Source organism: Candidatus Kapaibacterium sp. (assembly GCA_023957315.1).
In the GTDB taxonomy this organism is placed as follows: Bacteria; Bacteroidota; Ignavibacteria; order Kapaibacteriales; family UBA2268; genus PGYU01.
The window spans coordinates 45,375-69,157 of sequence record JAMLHE010000005.1; the positions used below are offsets into that span (position 1 = coordinate 45,375).

General features: G+C 37.3%; 21 protein-coding genes. 9 read left to right on the forward strand and 12 right to left on the reverse strand.

The features are described from left to right. The first annotated feature begins 28 nt into the window (after positions 1–28). The 7 genes from M9949_06750 to M9949_06780 are packed head-to-tail and all read left to right on the forward strand — an operon-like array spanning position 29 to position 7,955. Complete coding sequence (locus M9949_06750) at positions 29–1,678, forward strand: Rne/Rng family ribonuclease (GenBank protein MCO5251103.1); 1,650 nt, start codon at positions 29–31, stop codon at positions 1,676–1,678. Between the two features lie 2 nt (positions 1,679–1,680). Beyond that, positions 1,681–2,847: a 1-deoxy-D-xylulose-5-phosphate reductoisomerase gene (locus tag M9949_06755; protein ID MCO5251104.1), complete on the forward strand. Its 1,167-nt coding sequence runs from the start codon at positions 1,681–1,683 to the stop codon at positions 2,845–2,847. A 1-nt stretch (position 2,848) separates the two neighbouring features. Further along, a complete protein-coding gene (gene rseP / locus M9949_06760; GenBank protein MCO5251105.1) occupies positions 2,849–4,216 on the forward strand; it encodes an RIP metalloprotease RseP in 1,368 nt (455 codons plus the stop codon). Positions 4,217–4,223: 7 nt separating this feature from the next. Continuing rightward, on the forward strand, positions 4,224–4,997 hold the full coding sequence (surE, locus tag M9949_06765) for a 5'/3'-nucleotidase SurE (protein MCO5251106.1): 774 nt from the start codon (positions 4,224–4,226) through the stop codon (positions 4,995–4,997). 2 nt (positions 4,998–4,999) lie between these two features. After that, positions 5,000–5,320: a hypothetical protein gene (locus tag M9949_06770; GenBank protein MCO5251107.1), complete on the forward strand. Its 321-nt coding sequence runs from the start codon at positions 5,000–5,002 to the stop codon at positions 5,318–5,320. Positions 5,321–5,322: 2 nt separating this feature from the next. Next, positions 5,323–6,195, forward strand: a complete 873-nt coding sequence (locus M9949_06775) for an HDOD domain-containing protein (protein ID MCO5251108.1) — start codon at positions 5,323–5,325, stop codon at positions 6,193–6,195. Further along, positions 6,192–7,955, forward strand: coding sequence for a PAS domain-containing sensor histidine kinase (locus M9949_06780; GenBank protein MCO5251109.1), 1,764 nt, complete (start codon positions 6,192–6,194; stop codon positions 7,953–7,955). The genes M9949_06775 and M9949_06780 overlap by 4 nt, the downstream gene beginning before the upstream one ends. Before the next feature lie 10 nt (positions 7,956–7,965). Here the strand turns inward: M9949_06780 and M9949_06785 are convergent, their stop codons facing one another. From M9949_06785 to M9949_06840, 12 genes are all read right to left on the reverse strand, one after another. After that, positions 7,966–9,273: an oligosaccharide flippase family protein gene (locus M9949_06785; protein MCO5251110.1), complete on the reverse strand. Its 1,308-nt coding sequence runs from the start codon at positions 9,271–9,273 to the stop codon at positions 7,966–7,968. Further along, complete coding sequence (locus M9949_06790) at positions 9,273–10,604, reverse strand: MFS transporter (protein MCO5251111.1); 1,332 nt, start codon at positions 10,602–10,604, stop codon at positions 9,273–9,275. The genes M9949_06785 and M9949_06790 overlap by 1 nt, the downstream gene beginning before the upstream one ends. A gap of 65 nt (positions 10,605–10,669) precedes the next feature. Then, positions 10,670–11,902 (reverse strand): ABC transporter permease, encoded by a 1,233-nt coding sequence (locus M9949_06795; protein MCO5251112.1) that lies wholly within the window; start codon positions 11,900–11,902, stop codon positions 10,670–10,672. After that, on the reverse strand, positions 11,902–13,155 hold the full coding sequence (locus M9949_06800) for an ABC transporter permease (GenBank protein ID MCO5251113.1): 1,254 nt from the start codon (positions 13,153–13,155) through the stop codon (positions 11,902–11,904). Before M9949_06800 ends, M9949_06795 begins: the two co-directional genes overlap by 1 nt. An 8-nt stretch (positions 13,156–13,163) precedes the next feature. Then, a complete protein-coding gene (locus tag M9949_06805) occupies positions 13,164–13,850 on the reverse strand; it encodes an ABC transporter ATP-binding protein (protein ID MCO5251114.1) in 687 nt (228 codons plus the stop codon). Between the two features lie 30 nt (positions 13,851–13,880). Then, positions 13,881–15,149: an efflux RND transporter periplasmic adaptor subunit gene (locus tag M9949_06810; protein ID MCO5251115.1), complete on the reverse strand. Its 1,269-nt coding sequence runs from the start codon at positions 15,147–15,149 to the stop codon at positions 13,881–13,883. Between the two features lie 12 nt (positions 15,150–15,161). Next, positions 15,162–15,761: an RDD family protein gene (locus M9949_06815; GenBank protein MCO5251116.1), complete on the reverse strand. Its 600-nt coding sequence runs from the start codon at positions 15,759–15,761 to the stop codon at positions 15,162–15,164. 12 nt (positions 15,762–15,773) lie between these two features. Further along, complete coding sequence (locus M9949_06820; protein MCO5251117.1) at positions 15,774–17,126, reverse strand: TolC family protein; 1,353 nt, start codon at positions 17,124–17,126, stop codon at positions 15,774–15,776. Between the two features lie 92 nt (positions 17,127–17,218). After that, complete coding sequence (locus M9949_06825) at positions 17,219–18,721, reverse strand: hypothetical protein (GenBank protein ID MCO5251118.1); 1,503 nt, start codon at positions 18,719–18,721, stop codon at positions 17,219–17,221. Positions 18,722–18,726: 5 nt separating this feature from the next. After that, positions 18,727–19,506: a hypothetical protein gene (locus M9949_06830; GenBank protein MCO5251119.1), complete on the reverse strand. Its 780-nt coding sequence runs from the start codon at positions 19,504–19,506 to the stop codon at positions 18,727–18,729. A 17-nt stretch (positions 19,507–19,523) separates the two neighbouring features. Then, a complete protein-coding gene (locus M9949_06835) occupies positions 19,524–20,606 on the reverse strand; it encodes an LptF/LptG family permease (protein ID MCO5251120.1) in 1,083 nt (360 codons plus the stop codon). Next, on the reverse strand, positions 20,593–22,611 hold the full coding sequence (locus M9949_06840) for a heparinase II/III family protein (protein MCO5251121.1): 2,019 nt from the start codon (positions 22,609–22,611) through the stop codon (positions 20,593–20,595). The genes M9949_06835 and M9949_06840 overlap by 14 nt, the downstream gene beginning before the upstream one ends. A gap of 88 nt (positions 22,612–22,699) precedes the next feature. Here M9949_06840 and M9949_06845 point away from each other — a divergent pair, with 88 nt between their 5' ends. After that, a complete protein-coding gene (locus tag M9949_06845; protein ID MCO5251122.1) occupies positions 22,700–22,915 on the forward strand; it encodes a hypothetical protein in 216 nt (71 codons plus the stop codon). 1 nt (position 22,916) lies between these two features. Continuing rightward, positions 22,917–23,777, forward strand: coding sequence for a CPBP family intramembrane metalloprotease (locus tag M9949_06850; protein MCO5251123.1), 861 nt, complete (start codon positions 22,917–22,919; stop codon positions 23,775–23,777). The last annotated feature ends 6 nt before the right edge of the window (positions 23,778–23,783 follow it).

A 23,783-nucleotide genomic window follows, 5' to 3' on the forward strand; every position in this document is an offset into this window, starting at 1 on the left:
TTTTGAATTTTAACATAGTGTTGCTTTGATGAAAAAAGAGATTATAATACATTCGGCTATCAATGAGGTTCGCGTTGCTATTTTAGAAGAGGGTGAGTTAGCTGAATTCTTCATCGAAATGCCCAACAAAGAACGCATCATTGGCAACATCTATTATGGGAAAGTCAACAAAGTAGTAGTCTCCCTCAATGCTGCATTCATAGACATCGGGCTGAAACAAGATGCTTTCCTCCACTTTTCCGATGCCGATGATTCGCTCGAAAAAACGATAATCACCGAAGAAGAAGATTCCGAAGAACTCGAAAAGCCAATCCCTTTGGCTGAACCTGTCGAAGAAGACGGGAAAAAAACAAAACCCAAAAGTAAAAAGAAAGGCAAAAAAGAACCTGAAGCACCGAAAGAAATAACAAAAGCGGTGGATGCTTCGCATACTTTCAAGACAAAGCGTTCAGGCGATGTAAAAATCAACCTTGTCGAAGGCAAAAAAATCGCTGTGCAAATCACTCGTGAAGCTTACGCAAACAAAGGCGTCAAAGTAACGAGCAAGATTGCAATTCCGGGTCGTTATTTAGTGCTGATGCCCTTTGAGAAAATGATTGGTGTATCGCGAAAAATCGGTTCATTCCAAGAGCGCCGCAGATTACGTCTGGCAGCGAAAAGTTTTATTGGCGGTGAATTTGGTTGCATTATCCGAACAGCTTCTATGGATAAGAGCGAAGAAGAATTGAGAAAAGATTGGCTCGATTTAATTGAAGTTTGGACTGAAATCGACAAGAAAATGAAAGAGAGCACCCCTCCTGCTTTGATTTACCAAGATATGCAAATGGCTACAAGTATTGTTAGGGATTTGTTCACACCTAACGTCGAAAGAGTTGTGGTGGATTCGAAAAAGCTTTATAAGGAAATTAACGACTATATAAAGAAGGTTTCGCCACATCTTGAAAACAGAATCGAATATTACGAAGGCAGCAGCAGTATTTTTGAGGAATTCAACATCGAAAAGGAATTGCTCAAAAGCTACAAGCGAAGAGTAAATCTGCATGGCGGCGGCGATATTGTAATCGAGCAAACCGAAGCGATGACTGTTGTTGATGTCAATTCCGGGCGTGCTAATGAAAAAGACCAAGAAAAAAATTCGTACAAAACAAATATAGAAGCGTGCAGAGCGATAGCCCGTCAGATACGTTTGCGTGATTTGGGCGGTATGGTTGTCATTGATTTCATTGATATGAATGAAGACAGCAATAGGAAAAAATTATTCGCCGAAATGAAGAAAGAATTAGCCCGTGACCGTGCCAAAACGACTGTTTATCCACTAACGCAATTGGGATTGTTGCAAATTACTCGACATAGGGTCAATCTGAACGTTGCGGAAAAAATCACCGAAATTTGCCCTACTTGCAAAGGTTTGGGGCGAATAACATCGAAGGCTGTTCTAATCAATGATATCGAACGTTGGTTGAAAAATTTCCGCAAAACTTCCACCGAATTTCGGATAATGTTGCAATTGCACCCAAGCATTGCCGAATACATTACCGAAGGTACAATTTCTATCATCTCTAAATTTATGATAAAGTATTTCGTAAAAATTAAAGTCCAACAAAACGAAATTGTTCCAATAGACCAATTCAAATTCTTTTCTATACGTCAACAAAAAGATATTACAAACGACTTTTAGTTATGAATAGAAAGAAAAAAATAGCAATTCTGGGTTCGACAGGCTCTATTGGCGTCCAAACCCTCAATGTGATTTCAAACAACCCTGAAATGTTCGACATTTTGTGTTTGACGGCGAACAATAATTTGCCGCTTTTGAGCAAACAAATTGCCGAATTCAAACCACGTAAGGTTGTAATTGCCAACAAAGCATCATATGATGATTTTGTCCGCCACTACAGCTACGATTGCGAAATTACTTACGGTGAAGAAGCCTTAGTGGAAATCGCCGCAAATAGTGAAAATGATTTGGTGGTTTCGGCACTTGTGGGATTTAGTGGTGTCATGCCGACTCTTGCAGCTTTGCGAGCAGGAATTGATGTAGCATTGGCAAATAAGGAAACCTTAGTAGCTGCCGGCGAAATCATGGTAAATTTAGCGAAAGATACAGGTGCGAAAATAATCGCAATTGATAGCGAGCATAATGCAATTTTGCAGTGCCTGGCAGGCGAAAATTACGCTGATATTGAAAAAATCATACTCACTTCATCCGGCGGACCATTTCGGAAACGTAATCTTGATGAATTTGATTCAATCACAATCAGCGAGGCGCTCAATCATCCTAATTGGAGCATGGGCAGCAAAATCACAATTGATTCTGCAACGATGATGAACAAGGGTTTTGAAGTGATTGAAGCACATTGGCTTTTCGATATTTTGCCCGCACAAATCGAAGTCGTTATTCATCCTCAATCAATCATTCATTCATTTGTGCAATTCAAAGATGCCTCAATCAAGGCACAATTGGGTTTGCCCGATATGAGAGTGCCGATATCATATGCAATTCATTTGCCGAATAGAGTGGCAAACGAATTCCCCCGATTGGACTTCAAGTCCTTATCAGGATTGGATTTTTGGCAACCTACTCGCGAACGTTATCCATGCCTCTACTTAGCGTATGAATCGCTACGGATAGGCAAAAATTCGCCGGCTGCATTGAATGCTGCAAATGAAGTTTGCGTAAGTTCGTTTTTGAACGATGAAATCAAATTTACTGACATTGCTCGGGTAATTGAAAGTACCTTAGAAGCTACAGAAATATTTACGAATCCATCACTTGATGAAATTGAAATTACGGACAAAATGTCCAGAAGAAAGGCTTCAGAATTTATTAATAATTTAAAAAGATAATATGGAACTTATTTCAAATATATTTTACTTTATAATTGTAATTGGGATACTTGTAGCAGTACACGAATTCGGGCATTTTATAGCAGCTCGGCTGACCGGAATGCGTGCAAATGTATTTTGTATCGGAATGGGCAAAAGACTATTCGGTTGGAATAAAATAAACGGCTTTACTTTTGGCAATTTGTCGGATAGCATTGAATTGGGCGAAAATACTGATTATCGGATTGCAGCCTTCCCGATTGGCGGATATGTTAAAATATCGGGCATGGTTGACGAAAGTTTCGATACGAATTTCGCAGCCTCCGAGCCGCAGCCATATGAATTCAGGTCTAAGGGTACTTTGGCAAAATTGTTTGTACTGAGTGCCGGAGTTATAATGAATTTGTTGCTTGCAATTGTAGTGTTTAGTTTCATTACTTTCACACAGGGCAAATCGGTAATAGCTTCCACAAAATTAGGTAAAATCGAATCCGCTAGCGTAGCTGACCGAATTGGATTGAAGGAAGACGACGATATTTTAAGCGTCAATGGAGCCGAGATAAGCTCTTGGTCTGATTTTGTAGAAACAATTACACTAAAAGAATTCGGAAACGAACTGAATATTGAATTAAAGCGTGAAAATGAAATCAAAATTGTCAAAGCCGACGGCACAAAAATTCTGAAAGCATTGGCAAATAAAGAATCGCTTGGATTATCACCGGGTGGAATATTTGCGTACGTTGACAATACAATACCCGGCAAACCCGCAGAAAAAGCCGGAATACAGAAAGGTGATACATTAATTAGTATCAATGGTATCAAAATAAGTGGTTTCAGCGTTTTACAAGATGAATTAAAAGCAAACAAAGAGAAAAAAATTGAACTTGTGCGTAAAAGACAAAACGAAATAATCACAGATTCAATAATCAGCGATGAAAATGGAATGATTGGCGTCCAATTAGGTTATGGTCCATTCACTAGTGTTTCATATGGATTTTTTGAATCAATCAAAATTGGTACGCAAGAAAGCATTGCCGCAGTCGAATTGTTGATTAATTCGATTAAACAAATCATCATGGGCAATCTTTCGTTCAAGGAATCTATCGCAGGACCGGTAATGATAATGGATATGGCAGGCGAGCAAGCCGATCGGGGAATTGAGAGCTTCTTACGATTTTTGGCACTGCTTTCGATTTCATTAGCATTCATGAATATTTTACCATTCCCGGCTTTAGACGGCGGTCATATTATATTCGTTCTGATAGAAGGTATCACAAGACGCGAAGTCTCAACAAAAGTAAAAATGGCATTCCAACAAGGCGGCATTATTATTTTGTTGCTATTTATGGCATTTGTCTTATTTAATGACATTACTAGATTAATCAAATAGATGAAAATTGGAAAAAGAACTCAATATTTTAGTTACAAACGATGACGGAATCAATTCACCGGGTTTAGAAGTATTAGCACGTGCAGCAAGCAAATTCGGCAAAGTTACAGTATTCGCACCTGACAGGCAACAAAGTGCAGTAAGTAGCGCTCTGACTATCAATCGCCCTCTGAAAGTGCAGAAGCATTATAAAAATCGGGAATTTTTCGGTTATGCAGTTGACGGAACCCCGGCAGATTGCGTCAAAATAGCACTCACTACCCTACTCGAAATTAAGCCTGATTTGATACTATCAGGTATCAACCACGGCAAAAACACTTCTATCAATGTGATGTATTCGGGCACAGTTGCCGCTGCAGTCGAAGGCGTTATGGCAGGAATAAATTCCATAGCTTTCTCAGTCTCTTCTCACAGCTTAAATGTTGATATGATTGCAGCGGAAGAATATGCAATCAAAATCATAGAAAGCGTAATTTCACGAAGTTGGGATACTAAAATACTCCTCAATGTGAATATTCCGGCAATCGAAGCTAGCTCTATAAAAGGAATCCGCGTCACCAAATTAGCAAAATCCTATTGGAATGATTGGTTTGAAAGAAGAGAAGACCCATTTGGGAACGAATATTTTTGGTTTGCCGGCGATTATATTACATCAGACCATGATAAAGAGACCGATGATACGGCAATTGAAGACAATTTTGTCTCAGTCACACCATTAAAATTTCTTTTTGATGATGTAGATACGAGAAAAAAGATTAAATTCGTAGAAAGTTTGAGGTAAAAATGCGGAAAATGGTAAAATTGGAAGAAGCTCAAGATGGAATGGTACTTGCTGAACCAATTTTGAATAATTTCAATCAGACCTTATTGGCTGTGGGTGCAACATTGAATCCGCAAAAACTCAGAATTTTACGAACATGGAACATTAAGTTGATTTCAATCAAATCTGAAGATTCGGATAATGAAATAGAGTTTAGTGACGAAATATTAGATGTTTGCAAAGGTAAATTAGAGAAGAGAATGCTTTGGAAACCAAGAAATAATATTGAATTAGACTTGTTACAGTCTGCAATTTATGTTTCAGCAAACGAATTTTACGAGTAAGGATGTCCCCAAGATTGATAAATAGCAATGAATTGATAAACAGGGTGCGTGAATTCCCGACGTTACCAACAATTTATTCAACTCTAATGGATTTGATGCAGAACCCTCGCACAACATCCATCGAACTTGCTCATCTCCTTACTCAAGACCAAGCATCTTCATCGAAATTGCTCAAAGTTGCGAACTCTGCAATTTACGGATTGCAAGGTAGAATTAATACAGTATCTCAAGCGATTCTTTATATTGGCTTTGACGAAGTAAAAAACATCGTAACAGCATTGACTATCATAAAGCTTTTCAACTCAATTAATTCGCGAAGCGATATTAACCCTGTTGATTTGTGGAAACATTCGATTGGTGTAGGTATCATAACCCGACAAATTGGGAAATCAACAGGCATAAGAAATTTAGAAAACTACTTTTTGTCGGGCATATTACATGACCTTGGAAAATTGGTTTTCCTGAAGATGATTCCTGCTGAATACGCTCAAGTAATGGAGTATTCAATCAACAATAAAGTTACTATCAGAGAAGCTGAGACAAATTTGTTAGGTATCACGCATACAGTCATTGGAGAAATGTTGACTGAAAAATGGCGACTACCTAACTCCATAAAAAATGCAATTCGCTACCACACTTCAGGTATGGTTGATAATACTTTTGACCACCTTGTCGGTACTGTTCATATTGCCAATATTGTTGCAAATATGTACGGAATGGGATATTCTTGCGAAAGTATAGTTCCACAACCAAATATTGAAATTTGGAATAAATTGAATTTACCGGAACATTTTTTCACTAATCACTACAAATATATTACGATGGAATTTAATGAGTCGTTAAGTCTTCTATTAAACTTAAGGCATAAAGAATGACAAACAAAAAAATTGACAATGAATTGAATTCAGATTGGAAGGATTTTTTTATTTCAATCGAGGAATATATAGATTTTAAATCACAATCATCAACTGTACATGAAATTCTAAACGAAGGTATTAAAGTATTCCTACAGCTACCTTACGCTCAATCTGTCGCCTTATTTTTAGTTTCATCATCTGATTTTTCGCTGAATTTTAAAATTTCAAACCCTGCATCGTCGGAGAATCTTTTCAGAAAGATTGCTGACCACGTAATTGAAACAGGTGTTGTAGGAGAGGTCTTAAGCACAGGCACACTTTTGGAACATGATTTGGGCGATAATTTCAGCTTTGCAGGCAATTTATTGTTAATTCCACTCAAAACTTCACGCACAATTAACGGATTAATTCTAATTCAAACTAGCAAACCAATTGCAGATATTAACCAGATTTTGTACAGGTTCAATATTTTATTTGTCAGTATGTTTGCTTCGGACATACAGACATTGCAAACTTATCGTGATTTGGAAGTCAGCAAAGCAATATTGGAACAAAAGGTTCATGCTCGTACAATTGACCTGAAACAAAGCCAACGAGAGTTACGCACTGTCATTGATTCAGTTTTGACCGGTATTTTAATTGTAGATAATCATAATAAAAAAATCATTCAAGCAAATCCAATTGCGCAAGATTTAATCGGGCTTGATGAATTGCTTCTTTCAAATAGACTTGTAGCCGATTTTTTGCCCGAAAACCCTGAATTTATTCATGATGAGAATAAGATTTCGAAACAATCAGGAATGTTTGAGTCATTTTTATTGAATAGAAATAATTATAAAATCCCGATTCTCAGAACTGCTACTCAAATAAAATCCGGACTTAGAGACATTATCATTGAAAGTTTTGTTGACATTAGCACCAGAAAAGAACTTGAGGAAACACTTAAAAATGCAAATGAAATTCTTGAATTAAAAGTTAGCGAGAGAACTGAGGATTTACAAATTCTTGTTACAAAATTAAAACTCGAAATTTCAGAACGAGAAACAATTGAACAGGAACTTAGAAGATTGTTCATGAAAGAAAAAGAATTAGGCGAGATGAAAATGAGATTTGTCAATATGGTTTCTCATGAATTTCGAACTCCGCTGACTGTCATCAGAACTTCTTCGCAATTGATTGATTCATATTATGAAAGATTTACCGTAGAACAAATTAAAAAGCAAATCGAAAAAATCATTTATTCCGTTGATAGTCTTACTGCCTTGCTCGACAATACAGTATTTATAGGCAAAAGCGAAGCCGATAAATTGGATTTGAATTTGCAAGAAGTAAACTTGCAAAACTTTTTCGATAATTTGATTAAAGACATCAAGCAAACCTTCACGACAAAACACAAATTTAACCTCTCAATTTCCAAGGATATTGATTTTATTTTGAGTGATTCAAAACTTTTATGGCATATATTTAATAATCTAATCATAAATGCCATAAAATATTCTCCTCAAAATTCTGAAATTATTATCAAAGCTGCCATTAGTGATAATGCAATTCTTTGTGAAGTCAGAGATTTTGGGATTGGGATACCTCATGAAGAATTGAATCATATTTTCGACATGTTCTTTAGAGCAAAAAATGTCGGCATTACTCCCGGAACAGGATTAGGTTTATCCGTTGTCAATGAATCGGTCAAAAAGTTAAACGGACAAATTACAGTCAAAAGTTCGCAAAGTCAAGGTACTTCGTTTAAAGTTAATTTGCCAATCTTAAAAGCAGATTAATTTATTGAATTCAACTTTTAGAGCGATTTTGCAAGTAACTTTTGATGTCTTTGATTCCCTGAAATAAGTCGGAACTTTTGAATTCTACATATGATGAGTTTTTAAGCAGCTTGTAATTTAGTATTGTCATAGATGCTAGATAAGCAAAATATCCAAGTGGCATTAACATTCCTATCCCCAATAATCCAATCACAGTATAAGTTACTAAGCTAATGACAATAGATATGCTTGTATTCTTGAGCAATATATTTATTTTGCCGGTCGCAACAACCAAAAAATAGAATATTGAAAAGGGCAATAGCAGCGCTGTAAATAGCATGACTTTAAATAATCCGAGCGACAGCGAATATTTTTCGGTTAAGAACCACTCTATGAAAACATCGGCAATCCCGGTCAGAAATAAAAATGCAAGTGTTACAAAGGTAAGAAATGTAAAAGAAACAGATTTTACTAACAATTGTTTGAATGATGCCAAATCTTGAGACTTCATAAACCTGACTGCAGCCGGATAGACCAAGCCATTAATTCCATTCATACCTTCTTCGAAAAATCTAAAAAGCGTTTTAGCAGTTTGGTATAAGCCGACATAATGCAAATCGAAGAATAGTTTAACTATAAATAAATCCAATTGCTTAGGAATAGTATTTAATAAGTTGGTTAAAGTGATTGGGAAGCTAAATCTCAGCATTTCTCTTATTGTCACTTGACCCGAAAAATCAAATTTTAATTCCCTCCATACCATTGCCACACTAATCAAAGAACTCGCTCCGGCGCCATAGAAATATGCATCTGTTGCATCGTAAAAATCCCATGGCAATTGATTGATTTTGGCGTAAAGTATGAAATAAGCCATCACGGCGAAAAAAGCAACATCACTAATGAATATTTTGAAGGTTTGATGCTCTTTTAGCATCAACTTTTGGGCAAATGTTCGTGGAATCATTAGCAATCCAAGTAATGGCAAATAAGAGCCAATTTCGAGGATTCGAGATTCTGTCATCTCAAAGGACAAAAGATGCGTAACAATGTAAACCGATAAAGATAAACCAATTACAACAATCACATGAAGTAATATCACAACTGAATTTACTTTCCTTTTATTGGATTCATCGAAACCGAATTGAATCAACAATTGCAAAGCAAAAGAATCGCTCAGGACGAAAATCCAAATATTGAGAGCAATGAATAACGCAAACAAACCCAACTCAGAAGGGTCCATGATTGAGGCTTGGACAAGATATACGAGACCATAGAGTATAAATATTGCTTTATCGGCTGCAGTCCAGAATATCTTCCAAATATGATGTTGAATTTGCATCAATTTCTCATTAAGTTAGCCGGCAATTGATTTCCGGACTCTAAGATTGCTTTTTTCATGTTTATTCTAAGCAATAATAATGCCCCAAATACAAAGAATATTCCCAATGAAAAAATGGCAATTCTGTACGAGCCCGTAAATTGCAATGATAAACCGAAGACCAAAGGACCAATCCAACTTGTGCCCCGCTCGCTGATTTCATATAAGCTGAAGTATTCGGCTTCTTTGCCTTTCGGAATTAACAGCGAGAACAATGAACGGCTCAAAGCTTGAGTACCACCCAATACGATTGCAATAACAGCTCCTAAGATGTAGAATCCGAGCGTTGAATTTAAGAACATATAAGCATAAACGACTATCCCAATCCAAATAAGCAAACTCAATAATAATGCTTTTTTACTATCAAACCATTCAGCTAACTTGTTGAAAAATACAGCTCCAAAGAATGCTACAAATTGCACCATCAAAATCACAGTAGTCAGCGTAGAAATATCTAAGCCCAATTCCTCTTGCCCAAATTGCGACGAAACTACAATCACAGCTTGGACTCCGTCATTGTAAATCAAGTATGCCAACAAAAACAGAAGTGTTTTTGGATATTTTCGGGCGTCTTTGATAGTTTGAATAATTGCTTTGAAGCCATAGCTAACGATATTTGCATCTTTCGGCAGAGCTTTTCGGACGCGAACTTTAAGATGAATTGCCGGAAAAATTGTGAAAATAGCCCACCAAAGTCCGGCTGATGCTAATGATATTCGGACGGCATGACCCATTGTAAGACCAAAATTTTCCGCTTGCATAACCAAAACCAAGTTGATTGCAAGCAAAATTCCCCCACCAATATATCCCCACGCAAAGCCTAATGATGAGACTTTGTCGCGTTCGTCTTCGGTGGCAATGTCATTCAAAAAAGCATTGTAAAAAATCATGGAAGCGCCGAAAGCAACATTTGAAATTATTAGAAGAACACCACCGTACAGATAATTAGTATCATCCAGAAAATAAAGCAACATTGCTGCAATACTTCCCAAATAGGCAGAGATAATGAGGAGTTTCTTTTTATAATTGCTTGTATCGGCAATTGCGCCGAGAACCGGAAGCAGGAAAACTTGAAGGATTACGGAAAGTGAAACGCAGTAGGTGAAAAATGAACCATGATAAATTGGAATTCCGAAAATATCCAAAAAACCATCAGCGTTTGCTGCATTTTTCGCAATTGTGGTCAGATAGGGACCCAAAAATACCGTTATCACCGTAGTAGTAAATGCCGAAACTGCAAAATCGTACATATACCACGAGCGACGCTCCGCCAATTTAGATTTATCGTTCATTCAATTTTATTCAAATTATAAATTGATAGTTACGTAAATTGGAGTGAAATATTTAAAAAAGCGATTTATTCGTAGCGAAGTGCTTCAATCGGGTCTAAATTCGCAGCTTTCCATGCCGGATAAGCACCGAAAATCAAACCCAGAAAAGTGCAAATTATCAGACTGTACAGAATCCAATCAAAAGGCACTACCAAAGTAAGCCCGAGCAAATTGCCAAATAAATATGACAATGACAGACCGAGAATAATGCCGAGAACGCCACCAAACTGGCAAAGAGTGATTGTTTCGATAATGAATTGGCTCATAATCCAACTTTTTTTTGCACCAACAGCTTTTCGGATGCCAATTTCTCTCGTGCGTTCTTTAATTGTGACGAGCATGATATTCATGATGCCAATACCGGCAGCAAATAATGCGATAAAGCCTGTAATGAAGCCAAACAAGGACAAATAGCCTGTTAGACCCGCAAATTGCAGTGCTATTGTTTCATTTGTTTCAAGTTCGAATGAACTCAATTCCCAGGGTTGGTCCTCCCGAAGACCACGCAAAATCCCTATTGCTTCGTCAATTGTCGGCATCAACATGTCGCGAGACGTAGCTTTGACATTGATTGTCAGCGATTCTTCCCATCTTGTAGAATAATATTTCAAAAACTGAGTTATGGGTATGATAGCAACATTATCCTGGCTCCGTCCAAGAACTGCCCCCTTTGTCTCGAGTATGCCAATAACGCTGTAAATTTGTTTACCGATAATAATATCTTTGCCAATTGGGTCGGAATTTGGAAAGACCAACTGCACTACATCATTACCGATTATAGTAACGTTTCGGTTGAAAGTGATATCGTCATCTATAAATGCTCTGCCATCGGCAATACTTATATTATTTGTCTCGAAATAGCTTGCATCAGTACCGATTAAAGAGACATCGGGATTAGTTTCAGATATTGATGTTTTGAGAGTGTGATTTGAAGATGTACTCATGGCACTTACCGAAGAGGCAAGCATCATATTTTTCTTAAAATCTTGCACTTGTGAATAAATTATTCGCTTTCTCCCAGCATACTTTCTCCAAGTATGAGCGCCAAATTGGATTTTAGGCATTCTATATATAGAAAAAGTATTTTCTCCAAGTTCAGCCATTTGAGTAGTAACGGTATTATTAATTGATTTGACAAGTGTAATTGCTACTATAATAGCAAAAACGCCAATACAAATACTTAACAATGTTAAGAAAGCTCTTAATTTATTCAATCTAATCGAATCAATTGCTATTGATATACTTTCAAAAACTATCATTATTCGAACCTCAAAGCATCTATTGGATTCAGTTTGGAAGCTCTAATTGCCGGAATAATGCCCGAAAGTATTCCTACGAAAATTGATACAATTGATGCAATTACTAGCAATTGAAATGGCAAATATGGTGTCAAAAATCCGGCTTCTTCAACGAATTGAGGCAGAATTGTGGCTACTGCAAATGTAATGCCCGAGCAAAGTATTAGTGAAATAATTGCCCCAATGAAACATAAAGTTGAAGATTCGACAATAAATTGGAATAAAATTGAGCGACGTTTTGCTCCGATTGCCATTCGGATACCTATTTCTTTCGTTCGTTCGGTAACTGAAACAAACATAATGTTCATTATCCCTATTATTCCGACGATGAATGATAAAATTGTCATTCCGATACCAATTCCCCAAACGTATAATTTCAAAGTTGCAACTTGATTTTCAAAGGCTTTTGTTTCGTTTATGGAAAAATCATCTTCAGCTTCGGGGCTTACGTTTCTGATTGAACGCATTATGCCTCTCGCCTCTTCCCTGACTTCATCGAGCCTATCTTCAGACCCGGCTTTAATACCAATCGAAATTGAACGATGATGCCTTCCGTACATAGCTACAAAAGAACCAACAGGAATGAAAACTTGATTGTCAATAAAATCAAAAAACATAGTGCCTTGCTTTCGAATCACACCGATTACCAGAAACTTATGTCCATTTATTTTGATGGTCTGATTCAGAGCGTTCCCATCAGGAAAAATCGTTGAAAATACTTTATGACCGAGAACCACGACTTTGGAATGAATTGATTCTTCAAAAGGAGTAAAATATCTTCCTTCGATTGTTTCTCCTGCAGATGTCAAACCGTGATTGGAAGTTGTCCCGATAATTGTGATACCGTTAAAAACTAAATTTTCATACTTTATATTGCCACCCCAATCTCTTGCAGTCGGGAAAATGAGTTCAGCATTATTTAATCTATCCATCATGAGGTTGGCTTGTTCGAAAGTGATGTCCTTGCGCTGACGTACTAACTTCCAGTTTTTACCACCTGCCCAATCCCATTTGTCAATATACAAAATATCAACCCCAATCATTCGGAAAGTTTCGTCCATAGCAGTTTGTAATCCGGTCAACACCCAACCCATCAAAATAACAGTGGAAATACCAATCACAACGCCCAGCGATGCCAACAAAGACCTAAGTTTGTTGCCTTTCATCGCATCAATAGCAATTACGATTGTTTCCTTAAATTCTACGATTGTCATGAGATTATTTAACCGGCTTTTTGATTTAGCTCATCTCTTTCAATCAATCCGTCGCGGAGACGAATGATTCTGTTAGCATGGCGAGCGATTTCTTCTTCATGAGTCACCAAAATAATTGTATTCCCTTTATGCCATAAATCACGGAAAAGTGCGATAATTTCTTCGCCGGTTTTGGAATCAAGATTTCCTGTAGGTTCATCAGCTAATATTATCGAAGGATTAGTTACCAAAGCACGAGCAATGGCAACGCGTTGCCTTTGTCCACCCGAAAGTTCGTTAGGTTTGTGTGTGATTCTATCTCCCAAACCGACATCAATCAGAGCTTTTTTGGCAGTTTCGTGTCTCTGACTGCTTGGTCGCCCTGAATAAACGAGCGGTAACTCCACATTCTTAATAGCAGTAGCACGAGCCAAAAGATTGAATGTTTGGAATACGAAGCCAATTTTACGATTGCGAATATCAGCCAAATCATCATCATCCATTACGCTGACATCTTCTCCACCGAACATATATTTGCCACCGGTAGGCGTATCCAAACAACCGAGAATATTCATTAGCGTAGATTTCCCCGAGCCTGATGGTCCCATGATTGCAACGTATTCGTTTTCGTGGATTTGAAGTGTAATATCTCTCAGAGCATAAACAGTTTCAACACCCATATCATACAATTTGGAAATATTTTCAATATCAATAATCAATTTTTTGTCGTTCATCAGAATTTCTCGTTATTTTTTAATTAATTTACGTTGCATCGCAGAATCAATCTTGATTTCCATACCATCATTGAGTTCCTTGCTTACTGCTACAAAACTTCCCGATATGATTTCATCACCGGATTGCAATCCTTCCATTACTTCGATGAAGCCTTTGTCGCTGATGCCTGTTTTAACGGGTGTTAAGACAGCTTTGCCACCTTTGCTCAGAAATACAACTGACGGAGGACGAACTATTTTCAATCCTGCAGCCAGTGCAGAGCCGTCATTCCTTTCTGAATTGCCTGTTGGGTTGAGGCTTGCATCTCGGACAGTCACGGCTTGCAAGGGCACTGCCAATACATTATGTCTTGTTTCGGTTTGAATTTCTACATTGCAACTCATTCCGGGACGCAAACGGTACTCATTGTCAATTAATCGAACTTTGATTTGGAAATTGACGACTTGGTCTTGCGAACCAAGTTGACTCGTAATAGCTGAATGACCAATTTCGATTACAATACCGCGTAGTTTCATATCGGAAATAGCATCAACTTCCACATGAGCAGTATCGCCGATTGCAACCAATACTATGTCATTCTCGTCAACGTTTACGAGAGCATTCATAATTGACAAATCTGAAACTTGCATCAATTCGGTACCTTGCATCATCCCCGTTCCGACAACTTTTTCACCAAGCTCAACACCAAGAGTTGTGACCACTCCGGCAATTGGCGAATATATAGAAGTTCTATCTTTATCACGCTCAACTTGACTAAGCTGTGCTAATGCTGATTGATACCTTGCTAAAGCAGCTTTATATGATGAAGATGCACCATTGAAAGCAGCTTCGGCAGCATCAAAATCTTTCTTTGATGCGAATTCCTTTTTAAATAAATCTTGGATTCGTTTGAAATCGGCGGCAGCACGGTCTTTTTCGGCTTCACGAGCTCCGATTTCCATCTTTGCAGCTTCGGCTGTAGCTTGTGCTTGCTTGAGTTGTGCCTCGACTATATCGGGTTTGATTCGGACAAGCAATTGATTTTGTTTTACAGTATCGCCTTCTTTCACACCCAGGAATATGATTTCACCTGATGTTTGCGATGAAATTTTGACTTGCATTTCCGGCTGAATTTTCCCAATTGCCGAAACCGTTTGCGTAATCGTCCGCGTGTCAACTTTGCTGGTAGTTACACTGACTCGATGGTCTTTGGGTTGAAATATCATAAACCCAATCAGAGCCAATACTACGATTGAAACAATTAATATAATCCAAAATTTCTTTTTACTTTTCTTAGCCATTTTAATTATCCGTTAATTCTGTTTAATATCATCTTTCATAAATACTGCAGTTTTTGCTAACATGTCTTGAAAGGCTTGACGTTTTTGTCCCAAAACAAAAAAGCAACCAATTATAACAAGGAAACCAAGCAAAGAACCCAAAATACCAAATAAAAAGAAACCTGTAATCGCTGCTGCAATTGATACAACATTTGAAATATTTTTAACAATATATCTTATCGCCAATGAGCTGAATTGTGCATTTTCAGCACTTTCGCTGCCAATTCTTATTCCCAGTGTTAATTTTCCTAAGGAAAATGCAAAGAAAAGTTCGGTAGAGAAATAAATCAGCCCAATAATAGTTCCGGGAAGTTCAATTTTTGCAGCGTGCTCGAACAAATCTAATATTTCGACTGTATTTGAAGTCGCCATGGACATGATTTCTGTCAATGTACCCGATAAAATCATATAAAGCATAACAAGTAAGGCAATGATGAAATTATCAATAAAATATGCCAAAAACCTTTTGCCGAATCCCACTCTGTTATAATATGGGTTGACGTAAGCATAATCGGGCATATATTGGGCATATTGCTCGTAATTTGATTGATTTGGTGTAGAACTGTCAGACATAGTAACTCCTAATTATTTGATTAAACCAATTGCAAACATCACTTCGTTTCTTGCTTGTAAATAACTGAAAACTGCATTTATTCTGTTGATTTGAGCAGTAATCATCTGGGCGTTAGAAATTGTCAACTCAAAAATCCCCAAATCTCCGGCTTTGTAACGTTCGTTTACACTTTCGTAATTTTTCTCGGATGCAAATAATGCTCTGCGAGACACTTCAATTTGCTTTTCAGCAGCTTCCAGATTCAAAAAAGAATTTTGTACCGATTGTCGGACTTCCTGTTCTTTCTTCAAGTATTGAACTTCGGATTGGACATGTTGCAGCTTGGAGGTTTGCACTTGCAAATTAGTCGAAAAATTACTGAAAACCGGGAAATTAAGTGTCAATCCCAAAAATGAACGTCCTCTTTCAGCCAATTCGTTGAATTCCGTATGATTCCATCGCCATCCACCGGTAGCAATCAACGAAGGGTAATACTGACCGACTGAATTTTTCAAGCGTGCTTCGGACGCTTCTAAAGAATGTTCAAAAGCTTTCAAATCAAGTCTTTCCGTCAATGCTTTATTGACGGCAGCCCCGAATGAACCAATTTCTTTACGGAAATCTGTCACATCAATTTCGGCAATATCCGAGGGCAAACTTGATTCTAAAAATGAGGCATCCATATCTGGATTCATACCCATCATAATTAAAAGGGTAGCACGAGATTTATTGAAATTACTTTCGGAGTTGATTAATTCGATTTCTTTATTTCCTATGTCGGCTTCTTGGGCATACAAGTCTGTAATTGCAATTGTTCCTGATTCGTGCATTGCCTGCAAACGCGTCAATTCAAATTTGGACTGTTGCAGGTTTTCGTTCCTAATTTCAACAATTTTGGAATTTTTGATTACCTCGACATATTGAGTATATACCATTTGTTTGACACTGATAATTGAGAACTCATTACTGAAATTTGAGGAGCTGAGATTATTTTGGGCTCGTGCGTAATTTGCTTCACGAGAAAATCCGTCAAAAAGTGGCAGAGATAATTGTGCGTTCATAAAATATGAATCGGGACTTGTGCCGGGTATTTCAAATACTACACCTTCAAAGTTTACTGACCTGGTTGCATCAGGATTTAAAATGCGCGAATAGCCTGTATTGAAATCAAACCTTGGCAAATAATTCCCGAAAGCATTTGTCAAGTCAGCGCTTGCAGTAGCGACTTGTTGGCGGTTGACCATCAAATCATAGTTGTTGATAACAGCTATGTCAATACTCTCTTGAAGACTAAAAACTCTTTTACTTTTTGTACCAAAGTCTTGGCTTTGGATTGTGATTGTCCAAAATAATAAGGTAAAAGCTACTAAGCGAATGAAAATCATTCAAAAACTCCCTTTTCTGTTTTCATAACATCAATTATACGTTATTAATCGAAAATTGGTTACAAATCTGACAACATATTTTTAGATTATAGTTAATTATCAGGGTATGAGACGATTTTAGACTTCTTGTTGTTTTGTGCGATTGCACGAATTTTGAACGAAAATGGTTTGGAATCGTCTCGAGGGACAATCTCGAATACTTGCTTCGTTATGATTTGCTTATCTTTGCTGATATTTTGTGCACCAATAATCTCGCGAACCACAGCATTGCCTTCGGTGATTTCGATGCTTTTGATATAATTTTCAGACCCTTGGTGCAAACCGTAAGAATTAGTAAACACTCGCACTTTGTTTTTTTCAAATCGTGCAATCCTTTGAATCTCCGGCTCAGGAAAATCTTTTACCGATATTTTGAATTTCTTCCCAATAATTTTATCGTTCACATATCTTTCAATTGTGTATTCCTTGTCAATATCAGCCGTAGTTGGCGTAAACGTAAAAGGCATATTATTCTCGGAAACGTGAACTGCTCTACCCTCTGAATTCATCAACTTTGTGACATTTTCGCGATTGCTCAACATCGGGAGATTTGGCTCGATAGTAAACTTCACATCGGGATACATAATCTCCGAATATATCGGGTCGTCGAGAAGCTCCGCAATCACTCTAAATTCCCTTGAAAGCTCCTTCCCGTCAGCATGTCGAATTATATTCAATTTCACCTTGATAGAGCCAAATTCGGGAGTATCACCTTCCACAACAATAGTATTATTCGTAAATCCTACAATTTTCGCCGTTCCTTTGTTTGACTTATCAGGTAAGTGTGATATTTCGATAATCGGCTGACGACGTAGGTCACTATTCAAATCCAATCCAAATACAAAAATCTCATTTCGCCATTTTGTATATGCAATACTTCGGACGATGTCGTCAGTCGGAGTGAGGATAACATTTGGAGAAAAGAGCGTCCGGCTATCACCTTCAGCACTTATGACTACAGTATCTATACGATTTTCGTTTACTCCAGCCATTTCTAATGCTACCGCAGCACCTTCAAAATCATATACAACTTGGTAATTCAAAATGAATCTTATATTATCTTTGACTACAGTACCTAAAGTTTCAGGGTCATTGCTGACAGCAGTGGCTTCAACGTTCACAACATATGTGTTATTTTTCAATTCGTTCATCACCGGATGCCACATAAATTTGGCATTTTGATTCTCCAAATCCTCCGAAACTCTGAAATAGCGAGTATTTCCGGATTTTTCGTCCATCAGATTGATTTTGCGGTTGATAGATTGGTCTTCGATTTCAAATTCAAATTTGACATTTTTTACGTTTCCGGTGAAATAAATTGTATTTACCGTATCGGCGCTAACGATTTTCATACCGGTCGAATCAAATGTCAGCAAAGTATTTAGAGCATTTTTCTCGGCTTTTAGATTGAAAGGCAATTGGAATATTCTATTATCAGCCAAGATTTTGCCGTTTTCTTCCTCTTCCTTCTTGCTTTGTGGAATCAAAAGAATCAGAGCGGCTAAATACAGCACGAAATAGATTTCAATCACTCTCTTTTTTCGATTATACATCATCAGGTCTAAATCCTCGATTGCATAATTCGCTCAAGTTCTTTACGGACAGCAGCTTCGATTTCGGCTCTTTTGATAGCTTCAGCAGCCTTATTGAGAGTCTCGATATTTTGTTGGAGATTTTGCAGTTCGGCATTGGTTTTTTCCATGATGCCAATCATTTTTGGATTGGGGTTGGACATATCGGCATAACTTTGATTTAGCGATTCCAATCTCGATAAAATCAGTCCTTGATTGGCTACAAATGCTTTCATTGTTTCAGAAATTTCTTCTAACTGGACGACAGCACTTGCGAAATCTACGGAAATCTCCCCCACTTCGTCCATCAACATCTCAGAGTCAGAATTATTCCCGTGGGTATCGTATTGTTCTTGTTCGTCATCTGGAGTAAAGAGCATTACTATAAACATTGTCGCAAGCATAGCCGCTTCGAAAATCACACCTGCGATAACCATTTCGTCAGTCAACAAATCGCTGAATCGCCTTAAGCCTATTAGCACAAGTAAAATTGCAGCTCCGAAATAAACAAAAGAATTGATAACAGCGAAAAAGTAGCGATTAACAACTTCCTGCATCCATAGCATGGTTCCGCGCCAAAAGCCTAAAACATATGTAATTTGTACTTCACGTTTGATATATTTGTGCAAATCACGTTCGAAGACACAGATTTTCCATAAAGTGAGAAGTATAGCCAAAGAGCCGGATTGCTTTTCATATCTAAGTTCATGATATATACTTCTCAGCAAGGAACGACCTTGTAAAGACATCAACGAATCAATTTTTTCCATCTTTGCGAACCCTCAATTTAGGTTTTTGTTTTCAAAATTACGATAATTCCGGCAACGAAAAATATCATATTTGCCATCCAACCTGCTACTATTGGCTGAATATCCATAGTTTGTGCCAAAGGTTGGCTTACTTTCAGAAAAATGATATAGAAAAATGAAATTACCAAAGCTGCACCAATTTGTATAGCAATACCACCTTTACGTCTAACAGAAGCAAAAGGTACGCCAAAAAGTATTACAATGAAATTTGCAAACGGAAAGGCATATTGACCATGATAATCAATTTGCAATTCTCTGACATTTCTGCCCCCACTTTGTAAAATTTCTATAAACTCGGCTAATTCGTCAAAATTCATCTCATCCGGAGATTTTTTCAGCTTTGCAATTTTGCTGTCAGTTATGTTTAAAAGCATTTCAAGCGAATCATGTCTGATTGTATTGACGTTATTTCCGCTGTAAATGCGCTCAATTACTTGCCTCATCATCCAAATTTGCTTTTCATCATTCCACTCTATGAGATTCGATTCGATGCGTCGGGTCAATCTTGGAGAATTCTCGTCCGTAAAATATTCAATTGCAATTCGACTGCCGGATTTGATATCCGAATCATAATGTTGCATCAGTAAATTTACTGTAGGACCTTCTCGGAAATAGAGATTGTAAATTGGTGCATTACTATTCGACATCGAAAAATATTTATTCGAAATGTCGTGCTTAAGTTTGTTGGATTCGGGGACAACCCAGCCGTTGAAGTACAAATGAGCGAAACTGATGAGAATCGCCATTGTGACAAAAGGCAACATAATTCGGTACAAACTTACGCCTCCTGACTTCAATGCCGTGATTTCATTCAAAGTGGACATCCGTCCCATAGTAAATAGCGTAGATAGAAGCGAAGCTATCGGAGTAAGCATTTTTAGAATTTCGGGCATAAAGTAAAAATAATAGCGAACAATAATCTCAACAGTCGCATTTTGGTCGAGGAATTTATCGAGGTTGCTCATCAAATCAATAACCACAAATATCATGCTCAATGCAGCTTGAGCAAAAATAAATGTAAATATGAATTGCTTAATTATGTATCTGTCAATTATTTTCATTTATACTTATTTGCCAGTGAATGTTAGTTTCATAGCTTGTTAAAACGATTTTGTCTGCTTTTACTTTTTTTCCGTATTCAGTAGCATAGTCATATTCGATAATTTGGAATTTTCCGTCATCGGATTTGAGCCAAATAGAGCATTCTTCAATTTCGATTTTTATAAGATTTTCGTTGATTATTTTAGCATTCAATTCCGGGAAAAGATGGAAATTGATGTATTTTACCGCATTGAGTTCGTAACTATCAATGGCATCGATTGCATCATCTGTGATTTTTATAGCTCGTTTTACAGGCAGCCCATAACCGTAATGCACGGCTTCGATTGCGTCAATATTGAATTTCAGCATTTGCGATTTTGTTAAATCTTCCAACCAAAACAAATTCCCACCCGAGGCTTCCGGCAATGGGTTTTGTTCCATATTGATATCTTGCAATACATTATGCATTGCCGTAGAGCGGAACAAATTGCGTAATTCGGGATAAGCGGTGTAATTGAATGTGCCCGGGTCGGTGAAAATTTCTCGTCCATGCACAAAAAGACAAAAGCTGAGTTGGTCATTATGGGCGTGACCGCCCTTTCCATTTTGCCCTAAACTGCCACATCGGAAATACAGCTTAAATTGATTTTGATTGATTACATACAGCCCGAAATCATCAAATCTATATGCACTATTTCCCCTATAAATCATCTCACCTAAATAGCGTAAGTCTTTAGTAATTATATTGTCTTTCTTGGAATATATGAAAGGCGGATTTGTTCTGAGGAAAAACCCTGAATCATCATCTCCAATTTTTGGGTATCGCCCATCATCAAGAGAAGTTGCAGCTGAAAATTTCTTTATAGCTTGGATTCTGTTCATCACTTCATCGGAGAAAATAATTCGATTGCCATCAATAGCAAAACTATCGTCAGAATTGATAAGCATATTCAACCAATTCAATCTATTTTCGCCAATATTTTCGATTGCTGATAATGAGGTGAAAAGCATTTCCAACACGAAAAAATGGTATGGCAAAGATGCTTCGAAGTTTCCGCCGTCGGAACCAAATTGGTACAAGATTTCTTCAGACAACATATTCAAAGCAAAACGCAAAGTTCTGATTTTTTTATCTGATGCACCCAAAAATGATGACAAGATTATTAGACCGCAAATTCCGGCGAAGTAATGATTGCCCCTCATTCCACCTGACCATTCCAAATTTTTGCGTATGAAATTATAATGGTCTTCAAGCGTAGCTGAAATTACAATATCTTTTTCGGAAACTGTTACGCCATTCTGCTTTTTGATTGCTAAATAAGCACAGATGTTCACGGCTCTGATAGCAGCATCCATAGCAGTCATCCACTGAGTTCCGAAATATGGCGGATTTGACATGATGAAGTCAATCGCAATATTATCAGCAGCTTCGATATATTTCAAATCGCCCGATATTTGACTTGCAAATGCCATCCAAGGTAGAAATTGCAACCTGCCTATTTCCCATGGCACTTTGATATCAACTCCTTCGATAGCACCGTATTTTATCTTTCTGTGCCAAGAAATTTCGTTCCATCTATATCCCGAAGCAAAATCACGTTGCCAATCAATTAGTTTGTAGCTTTCGGGCAAATTTCGCGAGATTAGTAACGAATGCTTTTGATTTTGTTCATTGACATGCTTTTTTATGAATTCTCTGTGGCTTTGAAAAGAATTTTCATTATAAAGCCCGCAATTGATGTCATATTGACCTAAGATATCGAATCTATGTTCAAGAACTCGGTCGCAAACATTGAAGAGTATATCGCTTTTTTTATTTTCAAAATTGGAGACGAAATCTTTGAAAATATCATAATTTAGATTTTGCACATCAACTGCCTTCCCCGAAAAAGAAGCTTTTGCCGAGTAAAGTTGACGCCTGTAACGGTTTTTGAGGAATTCTGTGATTTTCCAAACGAGCTTATCGAGCAGGAATTTTGTCCCTCTCTTTTTGTTAAGCGATAGTATGTTATCTATAATTTGCATTTTTTATCATTACAAATATCAAAATTAAAAATTATTTCTCTATATCTTAGTCTTTATTTTTATTTATTTGCACAAATTCGGAAAAACAATGTCAAATTTAATATCGAACAGTTTGAATATTAACGATTACGAAATTTTAATCCGTCGTCGTGGCGAAACAGACTATGCTTCGTATTGCCCTCAGTTGAACCTAATGTTAGTTGGTTCGTATCATGAAGAGGTCGAGAACAAAATGTACGAAAAAGTCGTTAGTCATATAGAAGAACTGAAAAAGCAGACTGGCACAGACCCTTCAAACAACTAAAATGTCTGCGAAATTTTCACTTTTTGTACATCCTTGGTACAGAATTGCCTTTTTTTTGGTGGCAGTCTTAATTTTTTGGACTGCCTCTTTCTATTTCGGGAGTCCAAGTCACGGTTTTGACGTATTGCATTTGGTTATTTTCCCCATCTTCATGATTGCAATCTCCGGTTTTATCGAATGGAGCCGACCGGGTAAACATTTTTGGATTTTCGGGCTATCTTTTGATAGGACTGCTTTCCATAACATTGCACTCGCTCTAAACTTAGTGCTTTCATTTGTGATAATTTTTTCCATCACATCTTTGATTTTTTTTGATGTCAGTATAGGGGAAATGGGTTTCCCAATTTTATATATATTGATATATCACGTTTTTGTGGCATTTATGGAGGAAATTATGCTGCGCGGGATAATTCTCCAATCGCTTTCTGAAAAAATCGGATTTGCCGGAGCAGCATTAACTAGCTCAGTAATCTTTGCAGCACTGCACCTCTTGAATCCCGGAATAGATTTATTGTCGTTAATAAATATAACTTTAGCCGGATTAGTGCTTTCATTTATGTACTTCAAAACTAAAACACTTTGGATGAGCATTGCTTTTCATTATTTCTGGAATGTAGGTATAGCACTGTTTCTTGGAGTAAGTGTAAGCGGATACCAACCTGAGGCATCATTGATAATTATAATCGAAGTTCCTCAGAATATATTCTGGGGTGGACATTTTGGTCCCGAAAGCGGACTGGTAACCACTTTATTCTTATTAATGATTTTTTATCCGATTGCAAAATATGGAAAAATTTCTCCATATGTAACATCGAAATTGTTTAAGCGTCGTTACAAGGAATCAGTATTAAAATCAAACTGATGAAAT